At 69.4% G+C, this 15,986-nt stretch carries 16 protein-coding genes; 12 read left to right on the top strand and 4 right to left on the bottom strand.

Features of this window, described 5'->3' with window-relative positions; genetic code table 11:
* Positions 1 to 151: 151 nt before the first annotated feature.
* From ABZ345_RS13050 to ABZ345_RS13040, 3 genes are all read left to right on the top strand, one after another.
* Positions 152 to 1,399: a cytochrome P450 gene (locus ABZ345_RS13050; RefSeq protein ID WP_359846625.1), complete on the top strand. Its 1,248-nt coding sequence runs from the start codon at positions 152 to 154 to the stop codon at positions 1,397 to 1,399.
* 33 nt (positions 1,400 to 1,432) lie between these two features.
* Complete coding sequence (locus tag ABZ345_RS13045; RefSeq protein WP_359846623.1) at positions 1,433 to 2,155, top strand: class I SAM-dependent methyltransferase; 723 nt, start codon at positions 1,433 to 1,435, stop codon at positions 2,153 to 2,155.
* Positions 2,156 to 2,216: 61 nt separating this feature from the next.
* Complete coding sequence (locus ABZ345_RS13040) at positions 2,217 to 3,938, top strand: hypothetical protein (protein ID WP_359846620.1); 1,722 nt, start codon at positions 2,217 to 2,219, stop codon at positions 3,936 to 3,938.
* Here the strand turns inward: ABZ345_RS13040 and ABZ345_RS13035 are convergent.
* Complete coding sequence (locus ABZ345_RS13035) at positions 3,918 to 4,313, bottom strand: nuclear transport factor 2 family protein (RefSeq protein WP_359846640.1); 396 nt, start codon at positions 4,311 to 4,313, stop codon at positions 3,918 to 3,920. The two genes, ABZ345_RS13040 and ABZ345_RS13035, sit on opposite strands and share 21 nt — an antisense overlap.
* Before the next feature lie 50 nt (positions 4,314 to 4,363).
* Here ABZ345_RS13035 and ABZ345_RS13030 point away from each other — a divergent pair, with 50 nt between their 5' ends.
* Both ABZ345_RS13030 and ABZ345_RS13025 read left to right on the top strand, forming a co-directional pair.
* Complete coding sequence (locus ABZ345_RS13030) at positions 4,364 to 4,933, top strand: PadR family transcriptional regulator (protein ID WP_359846617.1); 570 nt, start codon at positions 4,364 to 4,366, stop codon at positions 4,931 to 4,933.
* Positions 4,934 to 4,948: 15 nt separating this feature from the next.
* Complete coding sequence (locus ABZ345_RS13025; protein ID WP_086665965.1) at positions 4,949 to 5,257, top strand: hypothetical protein; 309 nt, start codon at positions 4,949 to 4,951, stop codon at positions 5,255 to 5,257.
* Positions 5,258 to 5,267: 10 nt separating this feature from the next.
* Here the strand turns inward: ABZ345_RS13025 and ABZ345_RS13020 are convergent, their stop codons facing one another.
* Positions 5,268 to 5,663: a GNAT family N-acetyltransferase gene (locus ABZ345_RS13020; RefSeq protein ID WP_359846614.1), complete on the bottom strand. Its 396-nt coding sequence runs from the start codon at positions 5,661 to 5,663 to the stop codon at positions 5,268 to 5,270.
* Between the two features lie 89 nt (positions 5,664 to 5,752).
* Here ABZ345_RS13020 and ABZ345_RS13015 point away from each other — a divergent pair, with 89 nt between their 5' ends.
* The 4 genes from ABZ345_RS13015 to ABZ345_RS13000 all read left to right on the top strand — a co-directional run bounded on the left by ABZ345_RS13015 (position 5,753) and on the right by ABZ345_RS13000 (position 10,190).
* Positions 5,753 to 6,262: a hypothetical protein gene (locus ABZ345_RS13015; RefSeq protein ID WP_359846611.1), complete on the top strand. Its 510-nt coding sequence runs from the start codon at positions 5,753 to 5,755 to the stop codon at positions 6,260 to 6,262.
* Between the two features lie 66 nt (positions 6,263 to 6,328).
* Positions 6,329 to 7,615 carry a PepSY domain-containing protein gene (locus ABZ345_RS13010; RefSeq protein ID WP_359846608.1) on the top strand — a complete coding sequence of 429 codons (1,287 nt, stop codon included), beginning with the start codon at positions 6,329 to 6,331 and terminating at the stop codon, positions 7,613 to 7,615.
* 144 nt (positions 7,616 to 7,759) lie between these two features.
* Positions 7,760 to 8,800, top strand: a complete 1,041-nt coding sequence (locus tag ABZ345_RS13005) for a YbaB/EbfC family nucleoid-associated protein (RefSeq protein ID WP_359846606.1) — start codon at positions 7,760 to 7,762, stop codon at positions 8,798 to 8,800.
* A 73-nt stretch (positions 8,801 to 8,873) separates the two neighbouring features.
* On the top strand, positions 8,874 to 10,190 hold the full coding sequence (locus ABZ345_RS13000; RefSeq protein ID WP_359846603.1) for a M28 family peptidase: 1,317 nt from the start codon (positions 8,874 to 8,876) through the stop codon (positions 10,188 to 10,190).
* Here ABZ345_RS13000 and ABZ345_RS12995 read toward each other — a convergent pair.
* Positions 10,177 to 11,046 (bottom strand): UbiA family prenyltransferase, encoded by an 870-nt coding sequence (locus ABZ345_RS12995; RefSeq protein ID WP_359846601.1) that lies wholly within the window; start codon positions 11,044 to 11,046, stop codon positions 10,177 to 10,179. The genes ABZ345_RS13000 and ABZ345_RS12995 overlap by 14 nt on opposite strands.
* A gap of 81 nt (positions 11,047 to 11,127) precedes the next feature.
* Between ABZ345_RS12995 and ABZ345_RS12990 the strand changes: the two genes are divergently transcribed.
* From ABZ345_RS12990 to ABZ345_RS12980, 3 genes are all read left to right on the top strand, one after another.
* Positions 11,128 to 12,366 (top strand): cytochrome P450, encoded by a 1,239-nt coding sequence (locus ABZ345_RS12990; protein ID WP_359846599.1) that lies wholly within the window; start codon positions 11,128 to 11,130, stop codon positions 12,364 to 12,366.
* Positions 12,367 to 12,464: 98 nt separating this feature from the next.
* The gene (locus ABZ345_RS12985; protein WP_359846596.1) at positions 12,465 to 13,898 is read left to right on the top strand and encodes a prenyltransferase/squalene oxidase repeat-containing protein; all 1,434 of its coding nucleotides are present in this window, start codon (positions 12,465 to 12,467) and stop codon (positions 13,896 to 13,898) included.
* Positions 13,895 to 15,010 carry a cytochrome P450 gene (locus ABZ345_RS12980; RefSeq protein ID WP_359846593.1) on the top strand — a complete coding sequence of 372 codons (1,116 nt, stop codon included), beginning with the start codon at positions 13,895 to 13,897 and terminating at the stop codon, positions 15,008 to 15,010. The genes ABZ345_RS12985 and ABZ345_RS12980 overlap by 4 nt, the downstream gene beginning before the upstream one ends.
* Here ABZ345_RS12980 and ABZ345_RS12975 read toward each other — a convergent pair.
* Positions 14,985 to 15,962 (bottom strand): alpha/beta hydrolase, encoded by a 978-nt coding sequence (locus tag ABZ345_RS12975; protein WP_359846590.1) that lies wholly within the window; start codon positions 15,960 to 15,962, stop codon positions 14,985 to 14,987. The genes ABZ345_RS12980 and ABZ345_RS12975 overlap by 26 nt on opposite strands.
* Between the last annotated feature and the right edge of the window lie 24 nt (positions 15,963 to 15,986).

The following is a 15,986-nucleotide window of genomic DNA, read 5'->3' as shown; positions in this document are numbered from 1 at the left end:
ACTACGCCACCACCACGAGGCCATGGTCCGATGGTCGATGATCCGCATCACCGTCCGACGACTCACACAGCCTCAGTAGCTCGGAAACAAGCACTTAGAACTCGCACATCCCCCGCATTGCCGACCGACCATTCCACCGAAGAGGACCGCGATGACAACAGCCTCGAAGCCGGACGCCGCACTCGACGCGATGAGACCCGTGCTGCCCGCCGATCTCATGGAGCGCGCGAGCACGTTCGACCCGGCACCGCGACTGGCCCGCCTCAGCTCGGCCGGGCCGATCCACAAGGTCGAGCACCACGACGAACCGCTCTGGCTCGTCACGGGCCAGGACGCCGCGCGCTCGCTGCTGTCGGACCCGCGGATGAGCGCGGACCGTTTCAAGATCAAGCGCTTGCGGGACAAGCTCTCCGCGGAGATGCGCGACAAGTTCGCCGGCGCGGAGAGCCGCGCCGGCTCGTTCATCACCACCGACCCGCCCGAGCACACCCGCTACCGCAGGCAGCTCGCCCGGCAGTTCACGATGCGCCGGATGCGGGCGCTGACCGAGCAGATCGAGGAGATCGTCCGGGGCCGCATCGACGCGATGCTCGCCGCGGGGCCGCCGGCGGACCTGATCCGCGACTTCGCGCTTCCGGTGCCGTCACTGGTGATCTGCGAGCTGCTGGGCGTGCCGGTCGAAGATCGCGGGCGCTTCCAGGACGACACCATCGAACTGCTCGACATGGCGACCGACCTGGAGGGCCTGATCGAGGTCGGTACCCGCATGCACCGCTACATGTGGGGCCTCGTGCAGGTGAAGCGAGCCCACCGCGAGGACGACCTGCTGTCCGAACTGGCACACACCAGCGACATGTCCGACGACGAGATGGTCGGCCTGGCGAACCTGCTGCTGATCGCCGGCCACGAGACGACGACGAACATGCTGGGCCTGGGTGTGCTCGCGTTGCTGGACCACCCGGCGCAACTGGCGGCGTTGCGCGACGACCCCGGCGCGCTGATGGACACCGCGGTCGAGGAGATGCTGCGGTATTTGTCCATTGTCGACACCGGCATCGTGCGCTATGCGTTGGAGGACGTGCGGATCGGTGACGTCACGATCTACGAGGGCGACACGGTGATGTGCTCGGTGATCGCCACCAACCGCGACCCCGCCGAATGCCCTGACCCCGAACAGTTCCGCATCGACCGTCCGCGCAGCAGGCACCTGTCGTTCGGCCACGGCGTGCACCAGTGCCTGGGCAACGAGCTCGCCCGCATCGAGATGTCCGTGAGCTTCCGGGAGCTTCTGCGACGGCTGTCCGGAATCCGCCTCGCCGTCGCACCCGAGGACGTCCACGTGCGCACGACGTCGACGATCTTCGGCGTGAACCACCTGCCGATCACCTGGGACGTCTGAAATTCGGTAGCCGCCGGGGCTAGCGTGGGGGTCGTGAAGGGATTCAACCCGAGCTTCGGTCCCGAAACCGCCCGTACCTACGACAACTCGCCCCGCGGCGACGAGGCCGACACCGTGCGCTTTCTCGCCGGGTTCGGCAAGTCCGCGCTGGAGTTCGCGATCGGCACCGGCCGCATCGCGTTGCCCCTCGTGCAAGCCGGTGTCGCGGTCGACGGTGTCGAGCTCTCGCCCGACATGGTCGCGCGCATGCGGGAGAAACCCGGCGGCTCCGACATCGACGTGACGATCGGCGACATGTCCCGCGCGGGCACCGGCCGCACGTACGACCTGGTGTACCTGGTCTACAACACGATCTGCAACCTGCTCACCCAGGACGACCAGGTGCGCTGCTTCGAGAACGCGGCACGCCACCTCGCGCCCGGTGGCGTGTTCGTGATCGAGAGCGGCCTGCCGACCTGGGCCGCGCGGCCACGCCACCAGTTCATCGACGTGGAGACCCTGGAGATCGACCGCGTCGGGTTCGACGTCAACCGCTACGACCCGGTCACGCAGATGCTCGACGAGAACCACGTGGAGATCAGCGCGGACGGCGTCCGGTTCGGCCCGATCCGGCAGCGGCTCACCTACCCGTCCGAGTTCGACCTCATGGCACGCATCGCGGGGCTGCGGCTGCGCGACCGGTGGGGCGGCTGGAACGGCGAGGAGTTCACGGCGTCGAGCAGGCGGCACATCAGCGTGTACGAGGTTGCCGCGTAACGTTCTCCGGCGACGGCCGAGTTCCTCTGTGTCCACTCGTGGCGGCACAGAGGAGACGGCCATGATCGCAGTCGTTCCGGTGAAGTACGCGGCCACGGACAGCGTGTGGACGCAGGAGCAGTTCGAGAACTGGATGCGGCCCGGCATCGACTACAGCATGGGCGACTTCTGGTGGCGCTCGTCGCGCGGGCACTTCGACGTGAGCAGCCAGGTGTTCGACCCGATCACCATCCACGACCCCGGCCCGATCTCGACCGACGCCAAGCGGAACGACCTGCACGAGCTCGTGGTGAAAACCGCCGTGCAGGTCGACTTCGCGTTCGTGGACGTCCTGCTGATCTGGATGGCCCGGCCGACCGGCTGGTGGGGCGGGTACGACGTGCTGGTGCCGTCCGCCGACGGTGGCCAGCGCGTCTGCAAGGTGACGGTCGTCGACTCCATCACCCCGTTCGACGTGGCCACCGAGGAGCTCGGGCACGGCTACGGCCTGCAGCACGAGCTCGGCACCGACGGCTCGGACTACGGCTCGCCGTATTCCTCGATGAGCGCGCGCGTCTACGGCCCGGCGGTCAACAACCAGCCGAGCTTCATCCGCCAGTCCAGCCCGAAACTGCCGGACGGCGGGCCGAACAAGCAGTGGCCCCACGTGGACCAGCCCGCGAACCGGATCATCGGGCCGATGGTGTGCGCGGCCCAGTTGCACCGGGTGCAGGCGTTCCGCGACAGCTCGTCCGTCGTCAACCTCCGCGACCTGCCGGCGAAGGTGCGGCTGTACGCGCTCAACTACATGGCCGCGGGACCGGGCAAGCCCGTGCTGATCTCGTTCCCGCGCAAGGGGCGGACGTTCTTCGTGGAGCTGCGCCAGAAACGCGGGTACGACCAGGGGATCACGTACGAGGCCTTGGTCGTGCACTCGACGGGTGGCGACGGCCTGATCCGGTACGAGGGCGCGGCGAAGCTGGAGGTGGCCGACCGCCCGTTCGCCGTGGGCGACTTCGCGTTGCGGATCTTGTTCGTGGGCAGCGAGTTCGTCGACGTCGAGGTGCGCGCCGGAGCGATCATCTCGTTCCCGATCCGCGGTGTGCTGCTCGCGGGTGGCTTCCGCACCCAGCACCAGCTGAACCTCATGATGCCCGAGGAGATGCGCAACACGTTGATCGTCGAGATGACCGGTCGCAGCGCCCAGGACGACTACCAGCGCTACGACAGCGAAACACTCGCCGGCATGGGCGCGGTGCTGGTCTTCCTGCGCCGCAACGGACTCCGCGACGACGCCGCGTTGAAGACCATGACCGCCGACGACATGCGCAACGTGCTCATCGTCGAACTCGGCGCGCAGACCGGTCTCGGCCGTGAGCTGCAGGGGTACACGAACCTGCAGCTGGTCCAGATCGGACTGGGCAGCGACCTGGCGAGGCACGGGGTCGGCACGGCACCGTTCTACGTCCGCGGTGTGTTGCTGGCCGGGCGTTTCCGGACTCAGCACCAGCTGAACACCATGTCCCACGACGACATGCGCAACACGTTGATCGTGGTGATGACGTCGTTGTCGAACCAGACCAACTACCAGGCCTACAACGACGCGGACCTGGCCGGTGTGGGTGCGGTCATGGTGTTCCTGCGGGAGAACGGGCTGCGCACCGACGCCGACCTCAAGAAGATGTCCGCCGACGACCAGCGCAACGTCGCGATCGTGGAGCTGAAGGGGCAGACCGGCCGCAACCTGCAGGGGCTGTCCAACCTCGACCTGGCGCTGGCCGCGTTAGGAGTTGAACGCTTCTAGTGCTTCGGCCTTGATCTGGTCGAACTGCTTCGCCATCGCCTCCGACAGGGCCTGCGCGCCGGACAGCGGGCGCACCATCACGGTGAACTCGTCGATCAGGCCGTCCGCGTCGAGGTGCAGGAAGTCGCAGCCCTGGATCTCCTTGCCGCCGACCTCGGCGCGGAAGACGAGCGCGTGGTTCGGGCCGTCGACGATCTCGCGCTCGTAGCGGAAGTTCTCGAAGACGCGCATCACGCCGCGCAGGATCGCGGCGGTCAGGGGCTTGCCGGGGTACGGGGAGAAGGCGACGGGGCTGGTGAACACCACGGTGTCGGCCAGGCACGCGGCCATGGCGTCGGTGTCGCGCGCCTCTACTGCCTTGCGGAATGCGTTCACGGCCACCTACTGAACTTGTTGACTAGGTCGAGGCACCGTAACCTGCTGGTATGTCGCTGCGCAACGCCGTGATGGCCACCCTGCTCGATGGGGAGGCGTCCGGGTACGACCTGGCCAAGGCGTTCGACGCGTCGGTGGCGAACTTCTGGATGTGCACGCCGCAGCAGCTCTACCGCGAGCTGGACCGCATGGAGTCCGACGGACTGGTCGTGGCCCGCACGGTCGAGCAGGAGCGGCGGCCGAACAAGCGGCTGTTCTCGCTCACGGACCGAGGCCTGGAGGCGCTCGCGGAGTTCACCGCGGGCCCGCACAAGCCGACCGCGATCCGCGACGAACTGCTGGTCGCGGTGATGGCGGCGGACGACAACGCCGAGGCGGTCACGGCGTCGATCCAGGAACGCAAGCGGTGGGCCGAAGCCAAGATCGCGCGGTACGACCGTCTCCGGGTGAAACTGCTCGGCGGCCGAACCGAGGACGAGTACCTGACCACGGCCGAGCGCGTCGGGCCGTACCTGACTTTGTTGCGCGGCTTGTCGTTCGAGCGGGACAACGTGCGGTGGTGCGCGCGCTGCCTCACAGTTCTGGAGCGGCGTGGTGCGCGGCTCGACGCGCCCGCGTGAGGTTGAATCGGGTTCATGAACGGCATCTCGGTGTTGCAGGAGGCTCTCAGCGCGCCGGCGGAAGAGGCGCGGAACCGGTTCGCGGGACGGCTCAACGGATACCTCGACGGGTCCGACGTCGTGCACGCGGTGCGGTTGCAAGGCTGGCTCGGACTGGAGGTGCCGGGGCCTGGTTGTCATGTCGGCACGGGCAGCTGGGACTTCACGCGGTTCAAGGCGACGACGTCACCGGTCACGTGCGGGCGGTGCCGGAGCGCGGGGCTGCTCACGAGCTCGTTCACGGGTGGCCCGCATCAGCAGACCCTCGACCTGGAAGGGATCTGAGGGCGCACGGCTACCCGCACGCGTCCCGGTTGCGCAGCCCCATGCCGGTCAACGCGACCATGCCGAGACGTTCGTAGTAGGGCCGCAACGACTCGTCGCACACGAGGTCGATCGAGTAGAGGTGCTGAGCTTCGGCCACGACCCGGCGCATCAGCTCGGTGCCGATGCCCTGCCCCTGGAACGACGGCAGCACCTCCAGCCACGGGACGAACGCGGTCAGCACGCCGTCGCTGATCATGTTGACGAACCCGACGACGGCACCGTCAGACCGTGCGATGACCACGCGGTAGCTCCCGCGCAGGACGGCGAGGTGCTGGGCGGCGGAGGGCGGCCCGGGCCAGCCGACGAAGAACCCGGCCAGGTCGGCTTCCGTCAGGTCATCGGTGCCGGTGGAGTAGGTGATCACCGCGGCAGCATCCCACCAGCCCGATTGAACCTTCCACCTGGTTTTTTCGTGACTGTGGTCCGGCCGCACCCGCCAGTTAAGCTCCGCGCGTGACCCCGCCATCAGCTCCGCTGCGCCGTGCGCGCTGTGCGGCTGTCGGCGTCGTCACCGGGGCACTCGCCGTGATCGCGCACTCGACCGCCGACGGCCATTTACCCGACGCGGGCCTGGCCCTCTCCCTCATCGGGCTGCTCACGTGGGCGTGTGCCGGCTTCGCACGGCATGAGCTGACGCCCGCCCGGATGCTCGCGCTGATCGGCGGCGGGCAGCTCGCGATGCACTTCATGATGTCGCTCGCCGCGTCCCGTCACGAGCACGTCGACCCGTCCCGCATGGTCACCTCGCACGTCGTGGCCACCGTGCTGACGGTCGTGGTGCTGGCAGTGGCCGAACGCACGGTGCTCGCGCTGGCCCGCGCCGTCGCGTCGGTGCTCCCCCGCAGGCTCGCTCCCCTGCCCGCCACGGCACCGCTGGCCGTGGCCATCCCGCGCGTTCTTCCCGCGGTGGTCGTCTTCCTGGACGTGCTGTCGTGGCGCGGTCCTCCGGCTGAACAGGTCTGAAACCCCTTCACAGGGCCGTCTCCCCGGACGGTCCTGCACCTGTTCACGCCCATTGGAGCCACTGGTATGTCCACCACAGCCGCTCCGTCACGCACATCGTTCGCGTGGCGGGGACTCTTCCTGCGCCTGCACTTCTACGCCGGCGTTCTCGTCGGCCCGTTCGTCCTGGTCGCCGCGCTGACCGGCGTCCTGTACGCCCTCACTCCGCAGCTGGAGTCGTGGGTCTACTCCGATCAGCTCCGCGTTCCTGTTTCCTCGCAGCAACTCCCGCTCTCCCAGCAGGTGGATGCCGCGCTCGCGACCTCGCCCGGCGGATCGCTGGTCGCCGTCCGGCCCGCTCCCGAACCCGGTGACACCACACGCGTCCTGTTCGCCGAGAAGGGCCTCGGCGAGTCCGAACGACGTGCGGTGTTCGTCGATCCCGGCACCGGTCGTGTCACCGGTGACCTCGTCGTCTACGGCACCAGCGGCGTGTTGCCGTTGCGAACCACGCTGGACCAGCTGCACCGCAACCTGATGCTCGGCGAACCCGGCCGCCTCTACAGCGAGCTCGCCGCGTCGTGGTTGTGGGTCGTCGCGTTGGGCGGCCTCGTGTTGTGGATCACCAGGGCGCGCAACAGCAAGCGGATCCGCACGCACGGTCTGATCGGTGTGTGGGTGTTGGCCGGAGCGCTGTTCCTGTCCGCCACGGGCCTCACGTGGTCGGCCTACGCGGGTGAGAACATCGGCACGCTGCGCCAGTCGCTCGGCTGGACGACGCCCCAGCTCAAGATGCCCGGAACGGGCGAGCACAGCGAGCACGGCTCGAGCACCCCGGCCGCCGGTGGTCACGGCGATGTCGACAACGTCCTCGGCATCGCGCGGCTGGCGGGCATCGACGCCAAGCCCGTCGAGATCGGCCTGCCCGCGACGCCGGGCGGCGCGTGGAAGGTCACCGAGATCGGCCGCGGCTGGCCCACGCAGGTCGACGCGGTCGCGGTGCACGGTGACGAGGTCGTCAGTTCGGTGAAGTTCGCCGACTACCCGTTGGCCGCGAAGCTGACCAGGTGGGGCATCGACGCGCACATGGGCGTGCTGTTCGGGTGGCCCAACCAGCTGGTTCTGCTGTTGATCGGCGGCGGACTGGTCGCACTGGTCGTGCTCGGCTACCGGATGTGGTGGAAGCGCAGGCCGACCCGCGGCTTCGGCCGTCCGACGCCGCGCGGCCAGTGGCGGAAGGCCCCGCCGGTCGCGTTAGCGGGCCTCGGTGCCGGCGCGGTCGTGGTGGGCTGGTTCGTGCCGTTGCTGGGCATCAGTCTCGTCGTGTTCCTGGTGGTCGACGCGGTACTCGGCCGCCGCGCGAAGACCGCCTGACCGGACCGCAACCCTCCGTCCACTGTGGACGGAGGGTTGCGTGACCTGGACTTTTACGTCATATTGATGTCTGGTGCGCCGGGAAGCCTGGTCGGCCCGCACGTCACAGCTGGTGGCGGCGGAGAGCTGACGAGGGGCGCGCAGATGACACTCCTTCCTCAAGCCATTCCTCTGGCCAACGATCCCCAGGTCGTGCACGCGCTCGCCTCGCGGTGGCGCCGCGCCAGGACGTTGCTGCTGCTCTCGGCCGGTGTGCTGCCCGTCACGATCGGCTTCGTCTGCATCGTGCTCGCCGGGATGACCTCGGCCGGGCTGCGGGTCATGCCGTGGTGGTCGGCGATTCCGGCGGTCGCCGCCGCGGCCTGCGCGTGGGTGCTGCTGACCTGGTTGCGCCGCAACGGGTTGACCGACCCGTACTCGTGGTTGCCCGCCACCGTCCTGATGACCGGCGCACAGGTGGTTCTCGGCGTGCTGCCGGGCGCGGGCATCGCGTTGCGGCTCAACCCCGGCGCGGCGCTGGCGGTGAAGGCGTTGTGCGCGGCCGGCGTGCTCGGTGCCGGGTCGGCCGGGGCGCTCGCCCGGCTGGCCAGGCGCTCCCTGCTCGCCGTTCCCGTGATCGAACTCGGGTCGACCGCGTTTCCGCTGGTGCTGACCGGTCCGGGCACGCGGGTGGTGATCGGCACCGACCGCGTCGACTGGACGACCCGCCACGGTGCGCGAGTCGACGCCGGGGTCTCGTTCGCGCGGATCGAGCACGTGACCACCGAGGTGCGTGGTCTCGTACTGCACACCGAGTCGGGGTCGTGGGCGGTCCCGGTGCCGGATCCGGCGGCCGCACAGGCGTTGCTGCGCACCCGGCTGCAGTGGTGGGAGGAACGCCGGGCCGCCGCCGTGGAGCGCGAACGGCGGCGCTACCTCGACCTGGTCCGCCTGCTCGCGGCGATCAGCGGCGAGGCGACGCGGGGTGGCGTCACCGTGACCGTGGACGCGAACGGTGTGACGACGGGCATCGCGCTCACCCCGGCCGTGCGAGACCTCGAACCGGCGGTGCTGTCCGCGCATCTGATGGCGTGCCTGGACAGGGCGCGGTCGGACGCGCGCAGGCAGGTGCAGGACGCCGTGCTCGGCCATGCCGACTCCAGCGTGGACCTGATCGAGGACGTCACCGTGTTGTCGGCGGCGTAACCAGCCACAAGTCGGTTGTCCCCCACCGACGCGCCTGCCTACGTTCGGCTGGTACTTCGGAGATGGGGGACGAATGCGCAGACGTGACTTCCTCGCCGCGGCGGCCGGGGTCGCCGCCGTGGTGGCCAACCCCGCGAGCGCGCTCGCGGCCACCGGGCAGAGGCCGGGTGCGGCGACCCTGCCGGACCTCGACCTCGGTGACTACCCCGTCGTGGCACGGGTTCGGGCGCGCAAGGCGCTGGAACACCTCAAGGTGCTGAGTGACCGGATCGGGCCGCGGATCGGCGGTACCGAGTCCGAGCACCGGGCCCGCGACTACCTCGTGCGGGAGCTCAGGTCGTTGCGCTACCAGGTGTCCACGCAGCCGTTCACCGTGCCGGACAAGTACCTCGCCCAGATCGGTCAGTGGCAGGCAGGCGCCTCGCGGTTCGGCTCCCTCGGCGTGACCGTGACGGCACCGTTCATCGAGGTCGTGGACGGCCAGTTGCCGGACCTGACGGGCAAGATCGCCTTCTACGTCAACGCGCCGGCTGGTTCCGCGCACGTGCACGCGGCGATCGAACGCGGTGCCGTGGCGGTGGTTCTGGGCCGGATCTCCTCCACCGCGAACAAGTCCAGCGCGTTCTCCCCCGCCCTCGACCGCGACGTCACCGTGCCGGTGGTCGGCCTTGCCCAGGTGCACACGGAGAAGTTGCGCGCTCAGGGCTCAGGGCAGCTGACGATCAGCACCACGCACCACCCGAACCTGACTTCGTACAACGTGATCGCGGAGCGGCCGGCGACGTTCCCCTGGCGGGACAACGGGGTCGTCATGGTGACCGCGCACTACGACAGCGTGCCGGGTTCGCCGGGTGCAAACGACGACGGCAGCGGCACCGTGCTGTGCCTGGAGCTGGCGCGGGTGTTGCGTTATCTGCCGACGCACAAGGCTTTGCGGTTCGCGTTGTGGGGTTCGGAGGAGCAGGGGCTGCTCGGGTCGCGGCACTACGTCTCGCAACTGTCGGCTGAGGAGATCGCGCGGATCAAGGGCGTGTTCCAGAACGACATGGTGGCCACCAGCCACGACCCCGCGACGGCGTACTGGCTGCTGTCCGTGGACGGCGCGGACAACACCACCACCCAGCAGGTCCGGGCGGCGGCTCAGCGGCTCGGCTACGACCCGCGGGTGCACGGACCGGTGGCGCGCGGGTCGAGCGACCACGTGCCGTTCCACGAGAAAGGCATGGCGTCGGCCAACTTCAGCTGGCGCGGCGAGGGCGGGCCTGCGCAGCTCGAACCGATCTACCACACGCCAGAGGACACGATCCGCGACAACATCAGCCTGGAACGCCTGCAGGTCTCGCTGGAGCTGATCGGCTCGGCGGCTTACCGGCTCGCTACCCAGCGATAAGCGGGGTCAGCACCAACGTCACGTCCGCCACCAGGACGAAGCTCAGCGACACTCGGCGCAGCCGTTTCTCGTGTGGTAGCCGGGTGTCGCTGAGTCCGCGGAGCACGACCAGCTTGTCCACCAGGAACATCGAGCACACGAGCGTCACGCCGATCGCCCACGCCGGGCCGTGGCGCCACCACAGCCCGGCGCCGATCGCCAGGAGCCCGGCCGCCGTGATGGCGCAGGCGGTCAGCCACGCCGTCCGGGCGCCGTGCCGGACCGCGAGTGGCCTGTCGCCGGATGCCTCGTCCGCGCGCAGATCCGGCACCGACCACCACAGCGCGCGGGCGATCAGCAGCAACGTGATGCCGCCGAAGATCACGATCGGAAAGTCGTTGCGCAGCGCGGCATACGTGCCGATGCACGGCAGCAACGAGAAGTGGATGCCGAGGAAGATCGGGTTGAGCACGCCGCGCCGTTTGAGACGCACGGGTTCGAGGTTGTAGGCCAGTTCGATGAGCACGCCGAGCGCCACCGCCGTGAAGCACACGACGTTGACGAGCGACGCGAGCCCGAGCGCGACGGCCATCTCGGCGAACGCCACCGTGATCACCTTGGTGCGGCCGAGGTTCAGGGTGGCAGTGGCGATGCCGCCCTTGCCCGGCGTGCGGCTGTCGGCCTCGACGTCGAGCGCGCCGTTGAGCAGGTTCTGCGCGACAAGCGGAATCAGGTTGGCCACGACGGCGATGATCGTCTGGATCTTGATCAGATCCGCGGGCGTGGTGGCCGCGAACGACGCACCCCACAGCGCGTGACACAGGTAGATCACCGGGAACGGGTACTCGAGCCGGTGCACCCGCACCCAGTCGCGCATGCCGCAACGGTAGTACCGATTGGACTAATCCTTCGGCCACACGGCGTTGCGCTCCCGCTCCCGGACGCCAACCCTGATCCCGTGACGCTGCCTCTCCGCTTTCTCCAGTCGCTGCAGAAACGCGGCGACGTGGTCCGCCTTGGCCGGGCCTATTACGTGGGCGGCGCCGAGGCGTTGCGCGAACTGCTCGTCGAACGGCACGCCGACTACGACAAGGGCGTGCAGTTCGACCGCGCGAAGATCGTCATCGGCAACAGCCTGCCCTGCTCGGCCGGCTCGTTCCACCGCAACCAGCGCAAGGCGATCCTCCCGGCCTTCGCCCAGGCCCGGCTGCGCGAGTACTTCGACATCATGCTCGCGTGCGCCGATCGGGACGTCTCGTCGTGGACCGCGCGGACCGACACCTACACCGAGGTGCGCAAGACGGTCGCCCTGATCGCCTGCCGGACGTTGTTCGACACCTCCGAGTCCGCCGCGATCGAGCTCGTCGAGATGGTCGAGGCGTTGGACAACGGCGTCGTTCTGCGCATCCTCGATCCGACCGGCCTGCTCGGAAAGCTGCCGCTGCGGGCCAACCGCGCGTTCGACCACGCCGTCGCCCGCACCCACGAGCTGGTGTCCGGCTTCATCGAGCAGTACCAGCAGTCCCCGCCCGCACGCGCGGACCTGTTGTCGACACTGCTCTCCGCCACCGACATGCCGGCCGCGCAACTGCGGGACGAGGCCGTCGCCATGGCGCAGGCGGGCATCGAGACCACGGCCCAGGCTCTGCGCTGGGTGTTCCTGCTGCTCGCCGAACACCCGTCCGTCCAGCGCCGGGTGCAGCGCGAGATCGACGGCGTGCTGGGCGACCGGGAGCTGACCTTCGACGACCTGCCGCGGCTCGACCTGCTCAGCCGCGTGATCCGCGAGACGTTGCGGCTGTACCCGCCGCTGTACGTGGTGACGCGCCGGGCTCTCGTCGACACGTCGATCGCCGGCCACCGGATTCCGGCCGGCCGCACGGTGATCTTCTCGCCCTATGCCGCGCAACGGGATCCCGCGCGCTACCCGGAACCCGGCCGGTTCGACCCGGACCGCGCGTTCGACCCGGTGCCGGTCGAGTTCTTCCCGTTCGGCGCCGGGATCCGCAGCTGCGCCGGGGAACGGTTCGCGCAGATCGAGATGCTGACCGTGATGGTGGCGGTGCTGCGGAAGTGGACGCTGGTGCGGGAGCCGGGCGTGGTGGTGAAGCCGAAGCTGTCGTTCGTGCTGAAGCCGAACGCCGGCGGCACGCGGCTCGTGGTCAGGGAGTGGGCGCGATCTGCTCCCGCGAACTGAGACCGGATGTGGCTGATCGGCCACACCTCGCGTCTCGAAACTTCCGTCAGGGCCCCGGATTCCTATGGTGCGACAGGAGCTTCCCGAAGGAGTCTCGAATGCCCACCTGCTGGACCGACCACGACGACCGCGCGGTGGCCGACCTCGTCGCCGCCGTGTGCGCAGACCCTCTCGGCCAGGTCTCCCCCTCCGTGTACGAGACGGCGCGGCTGCTCGCGTCGGCGCCGTGGCTGGACGGGCACGCCGAACGCCTCGAGTTCGTGCTGACCGCGCAGAACGCCGACGGCAGCTGGGGCGCGCCGGACGGATACGAGTTCGTGCCGACGTTGAGCGCGGTCGAGGCGTTGTCCGCGGTGCTGCGCCGCGAGGAAGCCGCCGATCCCGAGCCGGTGCGGCGGGCCGTCGAGCGCGGGATGGCGGTGTTGCGGCAGCCCCGGCTGTCCATTCCGGACACGATCGCCGTCGAGCTGGTCGTGCCGTGGCTCGCCGGGTCGATCGGCGTCGACCTGCCGGGCAACCTGGACTACCGGATGCTGATGGGCCTGCGCTCACGAGTCCGAAGTGGACAACCCATTCCGGAGAAGGCCTGGCATTCGCTGGAGGCTCTGGGCGGCGACGCCCTGCGAGCTGCCGTGGTGCGGCCGGTCAACGGGATCGTGTGCGGTTCGGCGGCTGCCACGGCCGCCTGGCTGGGTGAACGGACCGAGCACGAGGCCGTGGCCGTCCTGGAGCACCTGCAGTCGCTCGACAAGGGCGCGGTCCGGGGCATCTCGTGCATCAACGTGTTCGAACCCGCGTGGGTGGTCGCGCTGCTCGCCGACGCCGGGCTGACGGTCTCCGGCCTCACCGAACGCCTGACCGCCGCGGTGGGTCCCTCCGGTGCGCCAGCCGGCACCGGGCTTCCCGCGGACTCCGACGACACGGCCGGGGTGCTGTACGCGCTGGCCAAGCTGGGCGCGCCGGGTCCGGTCGACGTGCTGTGGGACTACGAGGGCGAAGACCACTTCGTGTGCTTCCCGGACGAGCAGACGCCGTCCACCAGCACCAACGCGCACATCCTCGACGTGTTCGGCGCCTACTACACGGGCCAGCCGCGCATCGGTGCGGCGATCGCGAAGATCACCTCCTATCTGGCTTTCGCGCAGGCAGCGAACGGCAGCTGGTGGGACAAGTGGCACGCCTCGCCCTACTACGCGACTCTGTGCTGTGCGCAGGCGCTTTTCCGCACCGGTGGACGTTCGCCGATGGTGTCGCGGGCGGTCGAGTGGGTGCTGAACTCGCAGCGTCTGGACGGCTCGTGGGGACGTTGGAGCGGCACGGCCGAGGAGACGGCGTACTCGGTGTTGCTGCTGTTGTTGTGCGCGCCCGAGAATGGACGGGCGCGGCAGGCGGCGTCGTGGGCGGCGGGGTTCCTGCGGGCGACCGACGAGCATCCGCCGCTGTGGCACGACAAGGACCTCTACACGCCGATCGCGGTCGTGCGAGCGGCACGGCTGGCGGCGTTGCGGTTGATCTCCGAGCGGGCGACGTGATCCGGGCCTGGCGGTTCAGGCTGGACCCGTTGCCGCTGCTGGACTCCTGCATCGGCGCCGGTTCGCTGGCGTTGGGAGCCGACCAGGAGCTGGTGTGGGAACCGTCGCGCGTCGGCGAGATCTTCCGCACCGAGCACCAGATGCGCGTGGACGGGTCGAGCACGCTGGAACCGTTGGTGGGCAAGCACTCCCTGCTGTTCGCGAACGGCCCGGCGCACACGTCGCACCGGCAGGTCATCGGGCCGCAGCTGCGTGGCCGCGCGCTGGCGGCCTGGCAACCGGTGATCGCCGCGGAGACCGCAGCCGCGCTGGCCCCCGGAGTGGTCGACCTGCCGTCGTGGACGCGGAAGCTGACGTTGCGCATCATCTCCCGGATCTTGTTCGGCGAGACCCGCGACGAGTTCCTGTCCTCGTTCGCCGCCTGGGTGGACTCGGCTCTGGGCAACAGGCGGCGGGCGTTGGTCTACCGCTACCTGAGGTTCTCCAGCGTGCCCGCGTGGCGGAACTTCCTGCGGGAACGGGAAGAGCTGCGCCGGCTGGTGCTGTCGTTCCCGTCCGGCCTGGACGTCGGTGATCTCTCCGACTCCGACCGGGCCGACCAGCTGGTGTCGCTGTTGTTCGCCGGGCACGAGACGACCGCGTCGGCGTTGACGTCGGCGCTCTACTGGCTCGACCGGTCACCTGGCGTGCTCGCGGATCTGCGGGACGAGCCGGACGGGCCTCTGCTGGACGCGGTCTGCCGTGAGGTGCTGCGGATCTCGCCCCCTGCCGTCATCGCGGGCAATCGGGTGCTGGAGGGAAAACGCCTGACGCCGTGCATCTACGCCGCGCACCGCAACCCCGAGGTGTTCACCCGGCCGCTGGAGTTCTGCCCGGAACGCTTTGTCGGGCACCGGTTTCCCGCGTCGCAGTACCTGCCGTTCGGCGGCGGTACGCGCAGGTGCCTGGGAGCCGACCTCGCGATGCTCGAACTGCGCACGGTGCTGGCCATGGTCGTGCAGACCGACTTCCGCGTGGTGGCACCTGAACGCGCGGTGTTCGGCCCGCGCGGTCAGGTGCTGTGCTTCCCGGAGCTGACGGCGGCGTTCAGACGTCCAGCACCGCGCGGGTGAACGCCTCGGGCGCCTCCTGTGGAACGTTGTGGCCGATGCCGTCGAGGATCCGGTGCTCGTAAGGCCCGGTGAACCGGTCGCGGTAGCCCGTGCCGGGCTTGTTCGGGCCGTCGAAGTCGCTGGCGATCGTGATCGTCGGCACGGTGATCACCGGCCTGGTCTGCAGCTTGCGCTCCAGCCCGTCGTAGCGGTGCTCACCCTCCGCGAGCTGCAGCCGCCAGCGGTAGTTGTGGATGACGACCGCGACGTGGTCGGGGTTCTTCCAGGCCGTGGCGCTGCGGGCGTAGGTGGCCTCGTCGAAGTTCCACTGCGGCGAGGCGAGCTTCCAGATGAGCTTGTTGAACTCGTAGGTGTTCTGGGTGTAGCCCTTCTCGCCGCGGTCGGTGGCGAAGTAGAACTGGTACCACCACCCCAGTTCGGCCTGCGGGCTGAGCGGTTCCTGGTTCGCCTTGAGGCTGATGATCAGGTAGCCGCTGACCGACACCAGCGCCTTGACCCGCTCCGGCCACAACGCCGCCGTCACGCACGCCGTCCGCGCACCCCAGTCGAACCCCGCGAGGGTGGCCTTGCGGATCTTGAGGGCGTCCATGAACGCGATCAGGTCGCTCGCGACCGCGGCCGGCTGGCCGTTGCGCTTGGTGTGCGCGTGCAGGAACCGCGTGGGGCCGTAGCCGCGCAGGTACGGGATGAGCACGCGGTGGCCCTTCGCCGCGAGCGCCGGTGCCACGTCGGCGAAGCTGTGGATGTCGTACGGCCAGCCGTGCAGGAGGATCGTGACCGGCCCGTCGGCGGGGCCCATCTCGGCGTACCCGACGTCCAGCAGCCCTGCCCTGACCTGCTTGATCTCACCCCACACGGGCTTGGACCCGGTGGCGTGCGCGGGTGCGGTGACGAGCGGTGCCGCCACGCCTGCCACGGCCAGTGCCTGCGAGAACTGCCTCCTGCTGATCATGACCTCGACCGTATTGGGTGTCTC

Origin of the sequence: Lentzea sp. NPDC005914 (assembly GCF_040629405.1) — a bacterium.
Classification (GTDB): Bacteria; Actinomycetota; Actinomycetes; order Mycobacteriales; family Pseudonocardiaceae; genus Lentzea.
Note: the sequence above shows the minus strand (reverse complement) of the source record. Positions and strands in the feature narration are given on the sequence as shown.